The sequence below is a fragment of the Mycobacterium sp. genome, from assembly GCF_032159775.1.
Lineage (GTDB): Bacteria > Actinomycetota > Actinomycetes > Mycobacteriales > Mycobacteriaceae > Mycobacterium.
This window is the reverse complement of record NZ_JAVHWK010000094.1, coordinates 1-16,233: the sequence shown is the minus strand read 5'-3', so window position 1 is coordinate 16,233 and position 16,233 is coordinate 1. Positions and strand designations below refer to the sequence as shown.

General features: G+C 67.1%; 9 protein-coding genes. 1 reads left to right on the top strand and 8 read right to left on the bottom strand.

The genetic code is table 11. The features are described from left to right. Window positions 1–15: 15 nt before the first annotated feature. The 8 genes from QOJ24_RS10280 to QOJ24_RS10245 all read right to left on the bottom strand — a co-directional run bounded on the left by QOJ24_RS10280 (window position 16) and on the right by QOJ24_RS10245 (window position 14,909). Window positions 16–3,198, bottom strand: coding sequence for an arabinosyltransferase domain-containing protein (locus tag QOJ24_RS10280; protein WP_526260884.1), 3,183 nt, complete (start codon window positions 3,196–3,198; stop codon window positions 16–18). After that, the gene (locus QOJ24_RS10275) at window positions 3,195–6,473 is read right to left on the bottom strand and encodes an arabinosyltransferase domain-containing protein (RefSeq protein ID WP_526260883.1); all 3,279 of its coding nucleotides are present in this window, start codon (window positions 6,471–6,473) and stop codon (window positions 3,195–3,197) included. Before QOJ24_RS10275 ends, QOJ24_RS10280 begins: the two co-directional genes overlap by 4 nt. 24 nt (window positions 6,474–6,497) lie before the next feature. Further along, complete coding sequence (locus QOJ24_RS10270; RefSeq protein WP_526260882.1) at window positions 6,498–9,779, bottom strand: arabinosyltransferase domain-containing protein; 3,282 nt, start codon at window positions 9,777–9,779, stop codon at window positions 6,498–6,500. Continuing rightward, the gene (locus QOJ24_RS10265; RefSeq protein ID WP_526260881.1) at window positions 9,779–11,653 is read right to left on the bottom strand and encodes an arabinofuranosyltransferase; all 1,875 of its coding nucleotides are present in this window, start codon (window positions 11,651–11,653) and stop codon (window positions 9,779–9,781) included. Before QOJ24_RS10265 ends, QOJ24_RS10270 begins: the two co-directional genes overlap by 1 nt. A 17-nt stretch (window positions 11,654–11,670) precedes the next feature. Further along, on the bottom strand, window positions 11,671–12,453 hold the full coding sequence (gene dprE2, locus QOJ24_RS10260) for a decaprenylphospho-beta-D-erythro-pentofuranosid-2-ulose 2-reductase (RefSeq protein ID WP_526260880.1): 783 nt from the start codon (window positions 12,451–12,453) through the stop codon (window positions 11,671–11,673). Continuing rightward, a complete protein-coding gene (gene dprE1, locus QOJ24_RS10255; RefSeq protein ID WP_526260879.1) occupies window positions 12,454–13,824 on the bottom strand; it encodes a decaprenylphosphoryl-beta-D-ribose oxidase in 1,371 nt (456 codons plus the stop codon). A gap of 31 nt (window positions 13,825–13,855) precedes the next feature. Continuing rightward, window positions 13,856–14,254, bottom strand: a complete 399-nt coding sequence (locus QOJ24_RS10250; protein ID WP_526260893.1) for a GtrA family protein — start codon at window positions 14,252–14,254, stop codon at window positions 13,856–13,858. 157 nt (window positions 14,255–14,411) lie between these two features. Beyond that, the gene (locus QOJ24_RS10245; protein ID WP_526260878.1) at window positions 14,412–14,909 is read right to left on the bottom strand and encodes a universal stress protein; all 498 of its coding nucleotides are present in this window, start codon (window positions 14,907–14,909) and stop codon (window positions 14,412–14,414) included. 140 nt (window positions 14,910–15,049) lie between these two features. On the opposite strand from QOJ24_RS10245, the gene QOJ24_RS10240 reads away from it, so the two are divergent. After that, a partial coding sequence (locus tag QOJ24_RS10240; protein WP_526260877.1) for an adenylate/guanylate cyclase domain-containing protein occupies window positions 15,050–16,233 on the top strand: 1,184 nt, incomplete at its 3' end.

Genomic DNA, 16,233 nt, shown 5'->3' with positions numbered 1-16,233 from the left:
GCAAACCTTAGGGCCTCAGGCGCCGACGCGAATCCTGTTGGGCTTCCACAGGCCGCTGCGCGTCGCCGTGCCGAGTTCGATCTCGGCGGGCTGCGCTTCGACGATGGTGTCGAACTTGCGCAGCGATCCCCAGTCGCGGCCCCAGTCGCGGGACAGGTAGGTAGCCATCACGTGGGCCCGCAGCAGCACATCGGAGATGCCGAGCAGTCCGCCGTTGCGGCCGTCCTGCCAGGTGTCGGTGTCCTGCTTCTTCGCCGTGTAGTCGGGCGTGATCCGGAACTTCGGCACCTCGGTCACCCCATTGGCGTGCAGCATCGGCAGCTGGCACGGAAACGCCAGTCCCACCGCCCAGTCCATCAGCACGGGCTGACTCGAGCCGACGTACTCCTGCAGGGAGCGAAGCTCAGGCACCCGCGGCGGGGTCACGGCGATCCAGTCGCCGGGCGTCAGCGACCGATCCTCCGCCACCACCCGCACCGCGGTGGCGTCGGCGGGAATCATGGAGCGGGCGAACCGGAGATTGCGCCAGGACGGGGCGACAGCAATGTCGTCGGGCACCAACCGGCCCGCGGGCGCCGGTGCACCATCAGGGCCCGGCCGCGCGTACTCCAGCTCGACCGTCTGGCCGTCGGTGTGCCCGTTGAGCACGCTGTTGCCCGCGATGGTGCCCGCAGCCGTGATCACCACCAGCGGGTGGGCGTCGTCGGGCGGCGGCAGCTGATACCACGCCGATGCCAGCTTGCTCTGCTGCTGCGCGGTGTCGGCGTACGTACCGGCAACGGGAACCCGCGTGGGATCGAGGCCGTAGGGCAACGGCACCGTCGAGCCGTTGACTCCCTTGGCGGTCAGCTTCGCGGGCGCATCCCAGTCATAGTCGGTGCCCGGCATCGGCAGCGTTACCCGAATCGCTTCGGCCACAATGTGATCCGGTACACCGTTGGGCGTGAATCCGACCGGCTTGTCGCCGCCGAGCGGGCCGAGCGGCCCGTAGTCACCTGGCAGCGCGGCCATGAACCCGTCGTTGCTGTCGGGTTCGACGAGCACGTCGTCGGCCAGCCCGCAGCCGCCGCTGAAGGTACGCAGGTTGGCCCATGCATTCGAGTACGTCGGGTACTGCCGCACCACGCCGACGAGCATCGAGGCGACGAACACCACCACCATGAAGGCCGCCGCGATGGGGATCGGTGCGGTGGTGAGCGCACGTGCCACCCGTCCCTCACCGCGGTCGCGCGGTGCGAAGTGCAGCCATACCGTGTAGACCACCGCGACGGCGAACATCGCGAAAAAGACAGTGCTGAGCGTGATTCCGCCGATCTTCGGCATCGCGTTGTTGTACGGAACACCAAAGCTCGAGACGTACCACCATCCGTTGGTCGACGAGAAGCACAGCGCAAGGAGGAACAGCACCGCCGACACGACCGCCATCCGGTTGCGCGACCAGCGAAGCACCTTGGGGCCGACCAACACGGTGGCCAACGCCGCCATCGCCGCACCGACGGCGGCGAACAGACCGAAGTGATGCACCCACTTGGTCGGGGTGAACATCAGGAAGAACATCGTGCCGAAGATGATTCCCATCAGCCGCCACGCCGGACCGCGGGCGACGCCGGGAACGCGCTTGCGGCGAAGGAGGATGAACATCGTGGCGAACAGGCTCACCGCGGTGACGAGGAAGCCGAACCGTCGCGACAGCGAGCCGTCCACGGTCGGCAGGAACAGGTAGTAGTAGCGCAGATTCTCGGTGTACCAGGCCTGGCTCGGCCCGATGTCGGTGCGAATCCTGGTCGCCTCCAACACCGTTGCCAGCGTCTGGTCGGCGAATGTCACCGTCAGCACGATGGTGCCCGCGGCAAGCAGGGGGGCGATCAGCGGCAACGTGCCGACGACGCGATGCCTGCGCACCAGGATGCGCAGCAGCGGCCTGCCGCCCGCCAGCAGGGCGGCCACCGCGATCAGGCCTGTCGGCTGGATGCCGAGCGTGAACGCCGCGGCGATCACCGCCAGCGCCGCCGGTGTCATTCGGCCCGAGATGATGGCCCGTTCGATCAACACGTACGTGATCAGCGCGCCGACGGCGATCTGCCCCTCGGGACGCAGTCCGTTGTTGAACGGCATCCACGCCGCCAGCAGGACCAGGCCCGCCGCCCACAGCGCCGGACGTGACGATGCGACCGCAGGGCCCAGTCGCGGCAGCACCTCGCGCGACAACAGCAGCCAGCAGACAAGAGCCGAAATGAGATCGGGCAGTCGCATCCAGATGCTGGCGTCGCTGACGTGGGTCATCAACGCCAGCAGGTTGTAGTACCAGCCGAACGGGTCCTCGGGGCTGCCGAACCACCGGAAGTAGTTGGACATGTAGCCCGCGTGGTCGGCGACGCGGGCCATGCCGAGTATGTAGCCGTCGTCGGAGGAGTTGGCGCCGGCCACATGCCACAGCAGGAACGTGCCGACCACGACGACGTCGGCGGCGGTGAACGTGCGCCAGCGCTGCGGAACCAGGCTGTGCATTCGCCTGCCGTCCAGCCGGTCGAGGCGCCACAGCGCGATCAGCGCGATGATCGTCGCCGCGATGGCGCCGAGCATGGCGGCCAGCTTCAAAGCCGTTGGCTTGGTGGAGAATCGGGTGTCGATGGTTGCCGATGCCGACAGCCCAGGCGGCGCGGGCCCGACCAGATCGCTGAAGACGCCGACGATCTGCGGGCGCAGGTTCGGGTCGGCGAACCCGGTGCGCTGTTCCTTGCCTGTGGTTGGGTCCGTGAGCCCGACGAAGGTGGCGAACGTGCCGGCATCGGTGGAGGTGATCTCGATCCGCTGACAGTTCGGGGCGATGACGCGCGAGCGCTGCACGCTTGCGACGACGACGTTGCGGTCGGTGATGTCGACGCGCTGCGCGTTGACGTTGACGAACAGCGCGGCAAGTGCTGCCTCCTTGCCGCCCTTGGGTGCCGTCGAAAGCACCGTGCCGCCCTTGGGTGGCAGCGAGCGGATCACGTCGCACGGCACCGTCACCGTCATGTCCGTCGGTACCTGCGTGATCAGCGGCGCCGTCACATCATTCAGCTGGCCGTTCTGCGGCCAATTCAGTGTCGCGGTCGTCTGCACGACCGGCAGCAGCGGGGTGGCCACCGACAGCACGAAGCCGATCAGGCCCGCGATCGTCGCCACCCAGCGCGTCACGTTCACGCTGTCATTCCTCATGGCAGCGCCCTGATCGGGCCGTTACGCGTCCAGCCGCGAACCGTCACCGAACCCTGATCGATGACGGCGTCGGGAGCTTCGGCTTCGGGCACCAACCGGAAATAGCGCTCGATCGCACCCCAGTCGCGATACCAGTCGTCGCGCAGATAGGACGGCACGCTGTCGGACCGCAGCAGCGCCTTGGTGAGCAGCAGCGGGCCGCCGTCCTCGGAGGACTGCCACTGGTTCGACGACACCACTGTCTGCTTGAGGTTCGGAAGAATGCGGTACTCCGGAAGTTGTGCCACCCCAAGGTGTTCAGACGCCGGCCGCTGGCACGGGAAGTTGGCACCCGTCGCGATGTCCATCAGCACCGGGGTGTCGGAGCCCAACAGCTGCTGGGCCGTCTCGAGAACCGGCACTCGCGGTGGCGTGAACGCGAACCACTGGTCGGTGGACAGGTTCGGGTCATCGGCGACGAGACGAGCCACGTTGGCCTCCGGCGGCGCCCAGGCAAGCGGAAAACGCAGGTTGCGCCACGCCTTCTGCATGAAGATGTCGATCGGCTGCACCTGGCCGAGGGCCTGGTAGGAGCCGTCCGGGCGGTGCACGCCCCACTCCAACTTCAGCGACTGGCCGTAGTTGAACGAGCGGTCCTCCTCGTAGTACCAGATCGCGCCTGCGGCAGCGACCGTCACCAGCGGGCGGTCCGCTGTGCGCGGCGGCAGCTGATACCAGGACGACGTGGCCTTCGCGGCGACGGTGTTCTCGTCGTAGCTGCCCATCACCGGCGTGCGTTTCGGGTCGAGCCCGTATGGGAGGAAGACCCGCGACCCGTTGATGCCCTCGGGGCCGTACCCGCCGCTGGTGCCCGCGGCGTACCCGACTCCGGCGTTCGGCTTGTTGGGGGACCCGTCGGAGTTGACCGTTCCCGGGTTCGATACCACGGGCTCGGCGGGCTCCAGTGTGTCGCTGACGCCGTTCGGATTGAACCCGACCGGGCTCTCGCCGCCCAGCGGGCCGTACTGACCGAAGTGTTGACCCGGAACCGGTTGCAGCATACCGGCATTGGTGTCCGGCTCCACCAGCACGTCGTCGGCCATGGCACAGCTGGTGCTGCTCAGTCCGGACGCCAGCGCCTCGGCATTGGCCTTGGCCGTGGTGTAGACGGGATAGCGCTGCGCGGCGCCCTTGGCCATCGAGCCCACTTCGAGCACGACCATGATGACCGCCACCACGAGCAGCGGTGTCGACGCGAGCGCGCGGTTACGACCGGTGCTGGCGACCTCGGTGTGCCCGGCGTAGTCCATCCGGAAGTGCAGCCAGCCCGCCAGCAGGCCGGTCAGGATCGCGAGCACCAGGAAGATGAAGGTGACAGGCACGCCCGCGATCACCGGTTGCTTGTCGAACCACGGCACGCCGTAGTTGCCGACGTAGAACCAGGCGTTGAGACCCGAGGTGGCCCACGCCAATATGAACAACAACGCGGTCACGTACACCACAAGGTTGCGTCGGGTGTGCAGGCCGACGCGCGCGAACACGAATGCGGTCACCGCGCCGAGCGCGCCCGCCAGCCCCGCGAACGCGCCGAACTGCACGGCCCACTTCGTCGGCGTGAAGGTCAGCAGCAGCAGTCCGACCGCGGTGGTGCCGATCAACCGCCACAACGGACCCGACGCAACGCCCGGCGCGTGTCCGCGGCGCAGCAGCGCCGTGATCATCCCGAAGAGGCACAGCAGCATGACCAGTACGGCGAACCGGCGGGTGAGCGACGAGTCGGCACTGTCCTCGACCGTGAGGAAGTAGTAGCGCAGGAACTCCTGGTACCAGGCGATAGTCGGTCCGACCACGTATTTGATGCGGGCCGACTCGGCGACGGTGGCCAGGGTCTGGTCGCGGAAGACGACCACGAAGATCAGCGACAGCGACGCCGCAAGCGGGGCGATCTGGGCCAGCAGGCCGTCGACGGGCCTGCGGAAGGCGACGTTACGGGCGATGGCCCTGGCGCCGACCAGGATCGGCGCCACCGCGATGAGCCCCTGCGGTGCGGTCGTGACGCTGAAAACCGCGATGACGATCGCCACGGCCCCCGGCCACCCCCTGCGTGTGCCGATCGCGTTCTCGACCAGCACCCACGCGGCGATTGTGCCGAACGCGATGATCGGTTCGGGGCGAAGGCCGTTGTTGAACGGCAGCCACGCGGCCAGGTACACCGCGCCTGCAGTCAGCACGGCGACCCGGTTGAGCGCGATGCGCCTGCCCAGCCGGGGCAGCACGCAGCGGCTGATGATCAGCCACGTCGCAATGGCAGCCGCGGTGGCGGGCAACCGCATCCACACCCCGGCCGTGCTGACCGACGCCAAGTGGGCGAGCACGCTTTGGTACCAGTCGAACGGCGCCTCGCTCGCGCCGAAGAATCGGTAGTAGTTGGGCGTGTACCCGGCATCGGTGGTCACCCGCGCGATCGTGAGGTTGTAGCCGTCGTCGGATGTCGTCGCGCCGATGACGTGCCACATCAGCAGGGTGCCGATGACCCCGACGTCCGTGAGCCACGTGATCGGGCCTGCCCGGAAGAACCGGCGCCAAGACGTCGGCACCCGCCTGCCTGCGGTTCTGTCGAGCAACGCGAGCGCAACGATCGACGCCAGCACCGAGATGACACCGAGCGCCATCACGGCCAGCTTCAGCTTTGTCGGTGAGGTGATGAACCGGGTGTCGATATCGACACGCGCCGACAAGCCCGGCTGCGCGGCGACCTTGAGGTCGGTGAAGATCCCGGCGACCTGGGGCTTCTTCTCCGGTGCGAGTGTCCCGGCGGCGCCGGGGATGCCGAGGAAGTCCGCGCCCACCTGTCCGACGTTGGCCCAGATGTGAAGCGCGCTGCATTTGCCTGCGGCGACCGCTGGGCGGGGCGCGGCGGCGGCCACCGTGTCGCGGAACGCGACGAACACCGTGTCGGCGGTGGCGCGGACGAACAGGCCGCCCTTGGTGGCGTCGTTGGCCTCCCGCGGCACAGTGGACAGCACAAGACCGCCCTCTGCCGGCAGCGTGGCCATGGCCTGGCACGGAATCGTGATGTCGAGCGCCTGCGGGGCCCCAGACACCAGCGGGGCGGTGATGTCGGAGACCAGGCCGGTGCTGCCCGGCGCCTGGGGCCAGGCGATGGTGGCGGTGGTCTGCTTGACCGGCAGCAGCGGGACCAGTGCGCACAGCAGTATCCCCGCAATGCCTGCAACGACGGCGACGAGCCGGGCGATGGCGGACACGCCCGTCCGCTCAGTTTCGTCGCGTGGCACGAGGGTCGATGTTAGGCGACGGACCTAGTGACGCAGCGGCGCCGGGCTCCACAGACCGCTCCGCGTCGTCGAACCGAGATCCAGTCGTGCCTGCCGGGCGTCGCGGTAGTAGGGCGTGAACTGCTGAAGCTCACCCCAGTCGCGGAACCAGTCGTCCTTCAGATAGGAGGGCAGGGTGGTCGCCCGCAGCAGCAGCTCGCTGATGCCGAGCGGCCCGCCGCCCACGTTGTCCATCACCGGCGAGTTCGCCTCGGCGCCGAACCTGTCCGGCAGGATGCGCCACTTCGGCACCTCGATGACACCGTTCTGGTGGCCGTACGGCCGTTGGCACGGGAAGGCCATGCCGACCAGCCAGTCCAGCAGCACCGGATCCTGCGAGCCGACGACCTCCTGCAGCGTCTTCAGCTGAGGTATCCGCGGCGGGGTGACGGCCATCCAGTGCTGCGGCGACAGATCGTCGTCGTTGACGACCAACCGCACCTGGGTGGCGTCAGCGGGGATCGCGGTCAGCGGTGCCCGCAGATTCCGCCAGGCCGGTGGCGAGCCGACGTCGGCGAATCCCAGCGAGCCCTTCGGCTCCCCGTCGTCGTCTGCCCACTGCACGGTCACGTCGCTGGGGTCGAAGCGTCCCGCGCCCGACACCACGAGAACCGACGATGACCGGTCGCGCTCGCTCCAGTCGACGGGAAGCCGGTACCACGCCGAGCGCAGCAGCGCCGGCTGCTGAGTGCCGCTGCGCCAGCTGCCCATCACCGGCGTGGCGGCCGGGTCGAGGTTGAACGGCAGTCGGGCGCGGGAGCCGTTGATTCCGATCCCCGCCGTCGTGCCGCCTTCGGTGCCTGCCTGACCACTCGACGCGTCTTCGTCGCCCTGCGCGCTGTCGGCGAAGTTGCTCGAGGTGCCGGGACCCCCGCCCGTCACCTCGTCGGCGGACAGGTTGGTGGGGATGTTGTTGGGGCCGAACCCTTCGGAGCTGCCCGCACCGAGGGCGTCGCCTGGCGGTGCGCCCACCGGAGTCAGCATGCCGTCATTGGCATTCTGTTCGACCATCACGTAGTCGGCCAGGCCGCAACGCGTTCCGGTGATCGCGCCCAGGTTGGAGCGGCCGTTCGACCAGGCAGGCCAAAGGTCGATCATGCCGAGCGTCAACGACACCACTTCGAACGTCACCAGCAACCACGTCGCAGTCGCCAACGGGGACTGCAGGATCCGCGCCAGCCGCCGATCGCTGCCGTCGGGCGGTGAGCGGTCATGGCCGTAGAAGTGGAACCATGCCGCCACCAGAAGCGCGGCGAGGGCAAGGCCGAGCAGGAAGGTCGTGAAGCCGAAGTGCCACTCCGGGAACTGGTTCGACCACGGCACGCCGAAGTTGGAGACATACCACCAGCCGTTGACGCTGGCGAACGACAGCGCCATGACGAACAACACGGCGGCGGCGAACATCGCCCTGTTGCGTCGAGACTTCATGGCCGCCGCGGTGACGGCGACTGCGGCCAGTGCCCCGAGCGATCCCGCCAGGCCTGCGAACACCCCGAAATGGTGGGTCCACTTGGTCGGCGTGAACATCATCGCAAGGAAGGAGATGATGGTGATGCCGATGATGCGCCGGCTGGGACCGGCGGCGGTGCCCGGAATCCTGCCCTTACGCAACGTCATCGCCACCGAAACGGCCAGCGCGAGCAACACCGTCAGAACGCCGAACCTGCGGGCAACCGACCCGTCGGGGGTGGCCATGAACAGTCGCTCGTAGCGGATGTGTTCGTCGAACCAACTCAGGCTCGGGCCGACGGCGGACTTGAAGGTGCTGGCCTGGATCTCCGCGGCGAACGTCTGGTCACGGAAGATCAGGAAGATCGTTACCGTGCACGCCGCCAGCACCGGCGCCAGCAGCGCGAGATAGCCGAATCGCGAAGTATGGCTGGCCACAATGGTTTTCAGCGGACCGACCGCAACCAGCAGTGCGCCGACAGCGGCGATACCCGTCGGGCCCGAGAAGAGGGTCAGTGCCCCGATGATGACGGCGATGGCGACCGGGAGCACGCGGCTGGTGGCCACGCCGCGCTCGACGGAGCACCACGTGAGCAGGATGCCCAACGCGATGATCGGCTCGGGTCGTAGCCCGTTGTTCAACGGCAGCCAGAAGGCGAGGAACATGCCTGCCGCTGTCCACTTGGCTGCGGGGTTGGTTTTGACAGCGTGGCCGAGCCGCGGGATCACTTCGCGACTGATCACCCACCAACAGGTGAGTGCCATCAGCAGCGTCGGCAGCCGGACCCAGACGCTGTTGGTGCTCACGTGCGCCCACAACGCGAGCAGGTCGTAGTACCAGCCGAACGGCGCCTCCGGCGTGCCGAACCAGCGGTAGTAGTTGGCCATGTAGCCGGCATGCTCGGACACTCTGGCCATCGTCAGGATGTAGCCGTCGTCGGACGTGTTGGCGCCGACGAAGTGCCACCACGCCAGCACCGCGATGACGATTGCGTCCAATGGCCGGATCGACCACCACCGTGGCGGCAGGAAGCGTTTGTGCCGCATCCCGTCGGCCGCGTCGAGCACGTGCAGCGCGCCGAGCGCGGTGATCGTCATGGCGACGCCGACGATCATCACGATCAGCTTCAGCAGGGTCGGGGAGGTGCTGTAGCGCGAGTCCACGGTTGCCGCGAACTGCAGCCTGGGCGGTGCGGGCCCGGCGAGATCGGTGAACACGCCGACGATCTGGGGCCGGAAGTCGTAGCCGCTGCGCTCGCCGCGCAGGGGCGCGCCGGGATCATCGGTGTCGGGTCCCTTGGTCAGACCGACGAACTCGCCGGTGACCTTGTCGGCGTGCGCGGTGAACGTCAGCTTCTCGCACGCGGGGCTGAGCACCTGGCTCAGCGGCGCCGTGACCACCGGAGTGTTGCGGACGATGACCAGAAGGTCGTTGTTGACCCGTTCGATGAGCAGGCCGCGGTCGATGGCCTTGGGCGCCTGCTTGGGCACCGTCGACAGCAGCACCGTCCTGCCCGCATTCTGCGGCCCGGTGAGCCCCGCCGCCGCCGAGCACGGGATGTTGATGTCCAGATCGGTGGCCACGTAGCCGATCAGCGGCGCGTTGACGCTTTCCAGCACGTCGTTCTGGGGCCAGTTCAGCTGGGCGGTCGTCTGCTTGACGGGCAGGAAGGGGGTGGCGAGGGCGAGTGCGGCGCCGAGAAGCCCGGCGATGATGGCGATCAACCGCGCGGTGTGGTGATTGGTTTGGCGCGCCCCGTTACCGACCACGGGGGTTGATGGTAATTGGCCGGCCTGCGGCGGCGTCTCGACGGCCATCAGCCGCCCTCGGGCAGCCGGATGGCCAACACGAACGGTCCGATGTCGGAGACGCTGAAGCGGGGGTCGTCGAACAGCGCCGCATCGAGTGCCACCTGGTACCGACGCACGTTGGGCTGGTTGGGGTAGACGTCGGCGGCCAGCCGCAGCGTGTAGGCGTCAGACGAGTCGCCCGCACCGCCTCGGCGCATCAGGAAGACGGTCGGCGGCTGCCACGGCAGCTTGTCGAGCGCTGCGATGAACTGGTCGGGGTGCTCCAACGCCGCCAAGCGCTCGATTGCCGCGGCCCGCTCGTCGAAGTGCGCAAGCGGGTTGGCGTAGTGCGAAGTCAGGCCTTGGAAGCCGTAGTAGGGGTAGTAGGACAGGAAGCTGTAGTCGGCGGTCAGCACGACGGTCTCGTTGCGGGATCGACCAGTCACCTCCTGGATCCTGGCGTCGATCTCGCGGTAGTACTTCTCCGCACCTGGTGGCCGGCGGTCGGCCCGCTGCCCGTATCCGTCGGTGTCGGTGTAGGCGACGACGATGTCGGAGCGCAGCACGTCCGGAATGTCCTGGGCGAAGGTCATGGCGCCGATCGCGCCCACCGCACCGGCGGCCACGACGATGCGTCGCCCGGTGTCGGCGTCGTACCGACGGGCCGCGGCGAGGGTGACGTCGATGAAGCCGAACACCCCGGCCGCGGTGAGCAGCACCGTCAGTGTCGGCTGGAGTCGGAAGGACAGCAGCGTGGTGCCCGCCAGCGTGGTCAGCATCGAGGCCAGCGACCAGGCGTAGACCGCGACGACACCGAACGCCAGCCCGGCAGCGCGCGTCGAACTGCGGGCGCGGATGACGAGCCACAGCGTGCCGGCCATGCATAGCGCACCCAGCAGGGTGAACTCCAGCATGGGGAAGGACAGCTGCGCGCCGTCGGGCGGCAGGTAGTGCTGTGCGGTGCCCGAGCCCGTGGCCGATCCACCGATCGCGGCCAGTAGGAACGGCAGCCAGCCGATCAACATGATCGCGCCTGCGATCACCCCGGCGGCGGCGAGCCGCAGCAGCGGTTCTGCGCTGCGCCGGTTCAGCGCCAGCGCGACCGCCATGATCGCCACGGCGAATGCGCCGTAGCCCAGCAGCAGCGAGTACAGCAACCCGGCGACACCGAGAAGCAGACCAACGCCGATCACGGCCGCCCAACCGCCCGCCCGCGACCGGCGGCGAAGCCCGGACCACGCCAGCACCAAAACGGGCGGCAGCAGCACCGTGAGAACGGCGGCGTACGGCTCTGCAGACGAGTACGCCAGCGTCGCGGCTGATGTCGCCGCCGTCACGATCAACGCGTATTCGAACCGGATCATGCTCGTCCACAACACGAAAGCGATCACGACTGCGACGGCGATCGAGGTGATCGCCCACGGCTTGAACATCTCCCATGCCGGGGTGCCGGTCAGTGCGGCCATCCGGCCGCCGATCCAGAACCAGCCCGCCGGATAGAAGGGCGGCAGGCCGATGTAGGTCATGTCGTGTAGCGCCGCGCTGTCGGTGAGCCGGGTCAGGTACTCGGTGCGGAACTGTTGGTCGACGGAGATGCCGAACAGGTACAGCTTGGTGGCGCCGAGCGGCATGGCGAGTGTGACGACCGAGAATGCGGACAGGAAGACAACGGCGCCTGCATGCGCGGCAAGTCGACGCCCGCGCCGCCACATCCAGCCGGCGCCGAGCAGCCCTGCCAGACAGACGAACTGGCCGACAGTGGTCAAGGCGTGCAGCTGGTTCGACGAGTTGTATGCGGGCCACTCGACGCTGGCGATGGCGAAAAGTAAGATGGCCGAGACGATCACCGCGACGGCGGCCGCAGCCGCCATCTGACCGAGCACGGCCAGCGCGCCTCGCATCATCGACCCGTCGGATCTCAGATTGGAAGCTTGCGGAAGATGGGACGCGGAACGTGCCGCAGGACCATCATCACGTATCTGAACGCCCCCGGCGCCCATACCAGTTCCTTGCCCTTGGCCGACGCGGTGACCGCCAGCTCGGCGACGTCTTCCTTGTCGACGGTGAACGGCGCCTCCTTGGCGCCGGTGGCTTTCCAGTGATCGATCGTAGTGGTGGTGCGCACCTGCCCTGGACGGATCACCAGGACTCGAACGCCGAACTCCCGCAGCGCTTCCCCGAGGCCGAGGTAGAAGCCGTCGAGTCCGGCCTTCGTTGACCCGTAGACGAAGTTGGAGCGCCGCACTCTCTCGCCCGCGGCCGAGCTCATCGCGATGATCCGGCCGGAGCCCTGAGCGCGCATCTTCTCTCCGAGCAGGACGCCGACGGAGATGGCTGCGGTGTAGTTGATCTCGGCGATCTGTACGGCCTTGCGTTGGTTCTGCCACAGCTCTTCGGCGTCGCCGAGCAGGCCGAAGGCCACGATCGCGACGTCGATATCACCGCCTGCGAATGCTTCGTCGATGACCTTGGGGTGACTTTCGGTGTCCACACCGTTGAAGTCGATCCATTCGACGGACTTGGCACCTGCGGCCTTCATCTCCGCGATGGCAGCGTCGCGCTTCGGGTGGTTGGGAAGGTCGGCGAGGACAACGCGTGCGGCCGCGTTGCGAAGGTAGCGGGCGCAGATCGCAAGGCCGATTTCGGATGTCCCGCCGAGCAGCAGGATGGCCTGGGGGTTACCCGTGGCGTCGAACACCATTTACAGAAGCTCCAAACGTCGGGCCATGTCCGAGGCGAATACGCCGTCGGGATCGACCTTGCGGCGCACGGCGATCCACTCGTCGATGCGCGGGTACATGGCGTGGAAGGTCTCGGCGGTGGTGCGCGAATCCTTGGCGGTGTAGAGCCGGCCGCCGAACTCGAGCACACGTCGGTCGAGCTCATTGAGGAACTCGTTGAGGCCGGGCTTGATCTGGAAGTCGACGCACACGTTCCAGCCGGGAATCGGAAAACTCAGCGGGGCTTGGTTCCCCGGCCCGAACAGCTTGAACACGTTGAGGAACGAGTAGTGCCCGGAGCGCTGGATGTCGTACATGATGCCCTTGAACGGCTCAACGGCCTCGGTCGGCACCACGAACTGGTACTGCGCGAAACCCACTGAGCCGTAAGCCTTGTTCCACTCACCGACCATGTCGAGCGGGTGGTAGAACTGGGTGAGGTTCTGGGTTTTGCCCCGATAGGTCTTGCCTGTCCGGTACCAGAGCTCGGTCATCGCGCCGAAGATCAGCTTGTTGCCGAGGCCGTTGGGGAAGACGTCGGGTGCGGTGAAGTATTGCGGGGCGTCGAACTTCAGCGGGTTCTTGCGAAGCTTCTCGGGCAGTTGGTCGATTGTCGCCAGCGAGCCGCGGGAGATGACCGCGCGGCCCAGTTTCGGTGGCGCGCTAATGGCGTCGAACCAGGCGCTGGAATACGTGTAGTTCGCTTCGGTGCCGTCGCTGTGGAACGCGATCGTCTCGTCGAGGCTGCCGGTGACGTCGCCGTCGGCGATGAAGTACGCGGTCTCAGTCGGGGTCATCGCGATGGTGGAGCGCAGGATGATGCCGGTCAGGCCGTTGCCGCCGACCGTCGCCCAGAGCAATTCGGCGTCGGCGCCGTCGGGGGTCAGGTGGCGGATGTCGCCGTCGGCGGTCAGCAACTGCATCGAGCGGACGTGGTTACCGAAGCTGCCCGAGCTGTGGTGGTTCTTGCCGTGGATGTCACAGGCGATTGCGCCCCCGACCGTGACCTGGCGGGTGCCGGGGAGCACCGGCACCCAGAGGCCAAGTGGCAGGGCCGCCCGCATCAGCTGGTCGAGGTTCACACCGGCGTCGACGTCGACGAGTGCGCTTTCGCGATCGACCGAATGGATCTGGTTCAGCGCCGTCATGTCGACGACAAGTCCGCCACCGTTCTGAGCGTTGTCCCCGTAGGACCGGCCGAGGCCCCTCGCGATGACGCCGCGGGAGCCGCCGTCGGCCGCGTGCGTGACGGCCTTGGCGATCAGCTCATGATCCGGGGTCGACAGCACATGGGCCACCGACGCGGCGGTTCGGCCCCAGCCGGTCAGGCGTCGTGAGGTGGTCGGAAACATCGTGACGAGGGTACCGTGCGGTTTCCGCGGCTCACCTCAAGCGGAAGATCACCATTCGCTGCACGATGAAGTTGATGACGGTCGCGGTGCCTTGGGCGATGACGAACGCGACCACCACGGCAGTGGGCGTGTAGTCGAGTAGCCGCAGGAACAGGTGGTTGAGGCCGACCTGGACGACGAAGGTCGTGATGTAGAGCGCCCACACCGCGGCCAACCGTGCAGTGCTCGGTGGGGCTTGGAACGTCCACCGCCGGTTGAGCAGGTATGCCGTCGTGGTTCCGGCGATCCACCCGACGGTTTTGGCCAGGTCCGGCTGCATGCCGGCGATCCGGTAGAGCGCGACGTACAGCCCGAAGTCGACGATGGCCGAGAACCCGCCGGTGACGACGAACCGCCATATCTGAGTCGTGAGACTCAGGTTCGGTTGCATCGGAGGCTCGGTCACCCGGGCAGCCTACTTCCACGGCCGCGAGGCTTGGACCGAGCGACCCGAGGGCAATTGCCGCTGAATGGCGTCTCTTCGCGGCCACATTTCCGTAGCGGACCACTCAGAACGACGGCCGGACGCGGAAGAATCTCCCGATGCCTCAGTCGGTTGTGTGGACGATCAGTACGTCGGCGGTCTTCTTGGCCCTGGCCAAGACGTTGCCGGGCACCGAGCCAAGCCACTTGCCGCTGCGTGTCGCCAGCCCTACGTCGCCGACCACCACCAGATCCGCCTCGACCTCCTTGGCGAGGCGGGACAGCGCGTGTACCGGATCACCCAGAATCGGTCGGATCTCCACATTCTTCGCCCCAGCCGCTCTGGCCCGGTCGCGGGCCTCCCGCAGGATTTCGTACACGGGGGCCTCCCCGTGCATCTTGTAGTCGCCGTCGGTCCGGAGGGCGACCTCGCCGTCGCCGTCTATCACACGATCCGGTCGGGCTGGTCTTCCCCAGCCTCCTTTGTCCATATTGGGCAAGTGCGCCATCGCTATGATCAACTTCGCGTCACTTTCCGCAGCGAACGTGGCTGCGTGATCCACCGCACGAAACGATGTGTCCGAGCCGTCAGTTCCGACCAGCATTATCTGATACGCGCTCATATCACTATGCTCTGCCTATTTATTCGCATTTTTCGGCGGTTTTCACCGATTCGTGGATTCGATCGATAGGTGGTCGCCGGTGCCGCTCTTGAGCAGCATGAACGCTGCCGGTGCGCGCTGGCCGGACTTAGACTTCTGCAGTGTTCTCGGAAACGCGGTACGCGATGAACGGGGATTTGCGCGTCGCCTATACGGCATCGCCTGAGGGTGAGCGCGACATCGTGTTGGTCCCGAACTGGTTCAACTGTTGCGAAACTCTGTCCGAGCTCCCGGCGATTCAGGGGTGGGTCGAGGCGATGGCATCGCTGGGCCGGTTGATCTCTTTTGATCAGCCGGGTACGGGCGCATCCGATCCTGTGGAGCCGGGCGCGTTGCCGACGTTGGAGCAGTGGGCTGACAGCATCACCGCAGTGCTGGACGATCTCGGGATTCGCCAAGCGGTTCTCGTCGCGCAGAACGCCGCGTTCGCGCCCGCGGCGCTGTTCGCGGCCAGCTATCCGTCTCGCACCACGGCGCTTGTCGGGCTTGAGGTCTATGCGAGCCCGACCGCTGATCGCACCGTTGGGCAGCCCACTCCGGAGGAGTTCTTCGGTGCCATGGTCGCCGCCTGGGGCACGGGGGAGCTGCACCATGTCTGGAATCCGGACATGCCGTGGAATGAGGAAATTCGGGCAACGTGGGCGCGATATGAACGCCTGTCGGCGAGCCCACGAACCGTTGCGCTCATGATGCCGGTGGTGTCCGAATTGGAGATCACGACGCTGCTTCCAACCGTCCGCGTGCCAAGTCTCATCGTCCAGTACACCGATGATCCGCTAGTCATCCGCGCGCAAGGTAAGTACGTCGCCGATCACATCCCGGGCGCGAAGTACGTTGAGCTCCCGGGTCGCAACCTCTTCCACATCGTGGAGCCGTGGCGGTCGTCCTTTCAGGAGATCGCCGAGTTCCTCACCGGCGAGCAGGCTGATATGGCCGATGATCGGGTTCTTGCCACGGTGCTCTTCACCGACATCGTCGACTCGACGCGCCGCGCCTCAGAGATGGGTGACCGTGACTGGCATGCGTTGCTCGATGCGCACGACGCCGTTGTCCGATCGCAACTGGCCCGCTTTCGGGGCCGCGAGGTGAGCACAGCGGGTGACAGCTTCCTTGCGATGTTCGACGGCCCGCAGCGAGCGATCCGCTGCGCCATGGCAATTCGTGATTCAGTGCAATCGCTCGGCATCGAGGTGCGCGCCGGTTTGCACACCGGCGAATGCGAGGTCCGCGGCGATGACATCGGCGGGATCGGCGTGCACATCGGCGCACGCGTGAGCGCACTGGC

What these genes read in the sequence shown, in the direction of transcription:
- QOJ24_RS10280 (WP_526260884.1), bottom strand. Translation starts at nt 3,198, where the DNA reads ATGAGGAATGACAGCGTGAACGTGACGCGCTGGGTGGCGACGATCGCG.
- QOJ24_RS10270 (WP_526260882.1), bottom strand. Translation starts at nt 9,779, where the DNA reads ATGGCCGTCGAGACGCCGCCGCAGGCCGGCCAATTACCATCAACCCCC.
- QOJ24_RS10265 (WP_526260881.1), bottom strand. Translation starts at nt 11,653, where the DNA reads ATGCGAGGCGCGCTGGCCGTGCTCGGTCAGATGGCGGCTGCGGCCGCC.
- dprE2 (WP_526260880.1), bottom strand. Translation starts at nt 12,453, where the DNA reads ATGGTGTTCGACGCCACGGGTAACCCCCAGGCCATCCTGCTGCTCGGC.
- dprE1 (WP_526260879.1), bottom strand. Translation starts at nt 13,824, where the DNA reads ATGTTTCCGACCACCTCACGACGCCTGACCGGCTGGGGCCGAACCGCC.
- QOJ24_RS10250 (WP_526260893.1), bottom strand. Translation starts at nt 14,254, where the DNA reads ATGCAACCGAACCTGAGTCTCACGACTCAGATATGGCGGTTCGTCGTC.
- QOJ24_RS10245 (WP_526260878.1), bottom strand. Translation starts at nt 14,909, where the DNA reads ATGAGCGCGTATCAGATAATGCTGGTCGGAACTGACGGCTCGGACACA.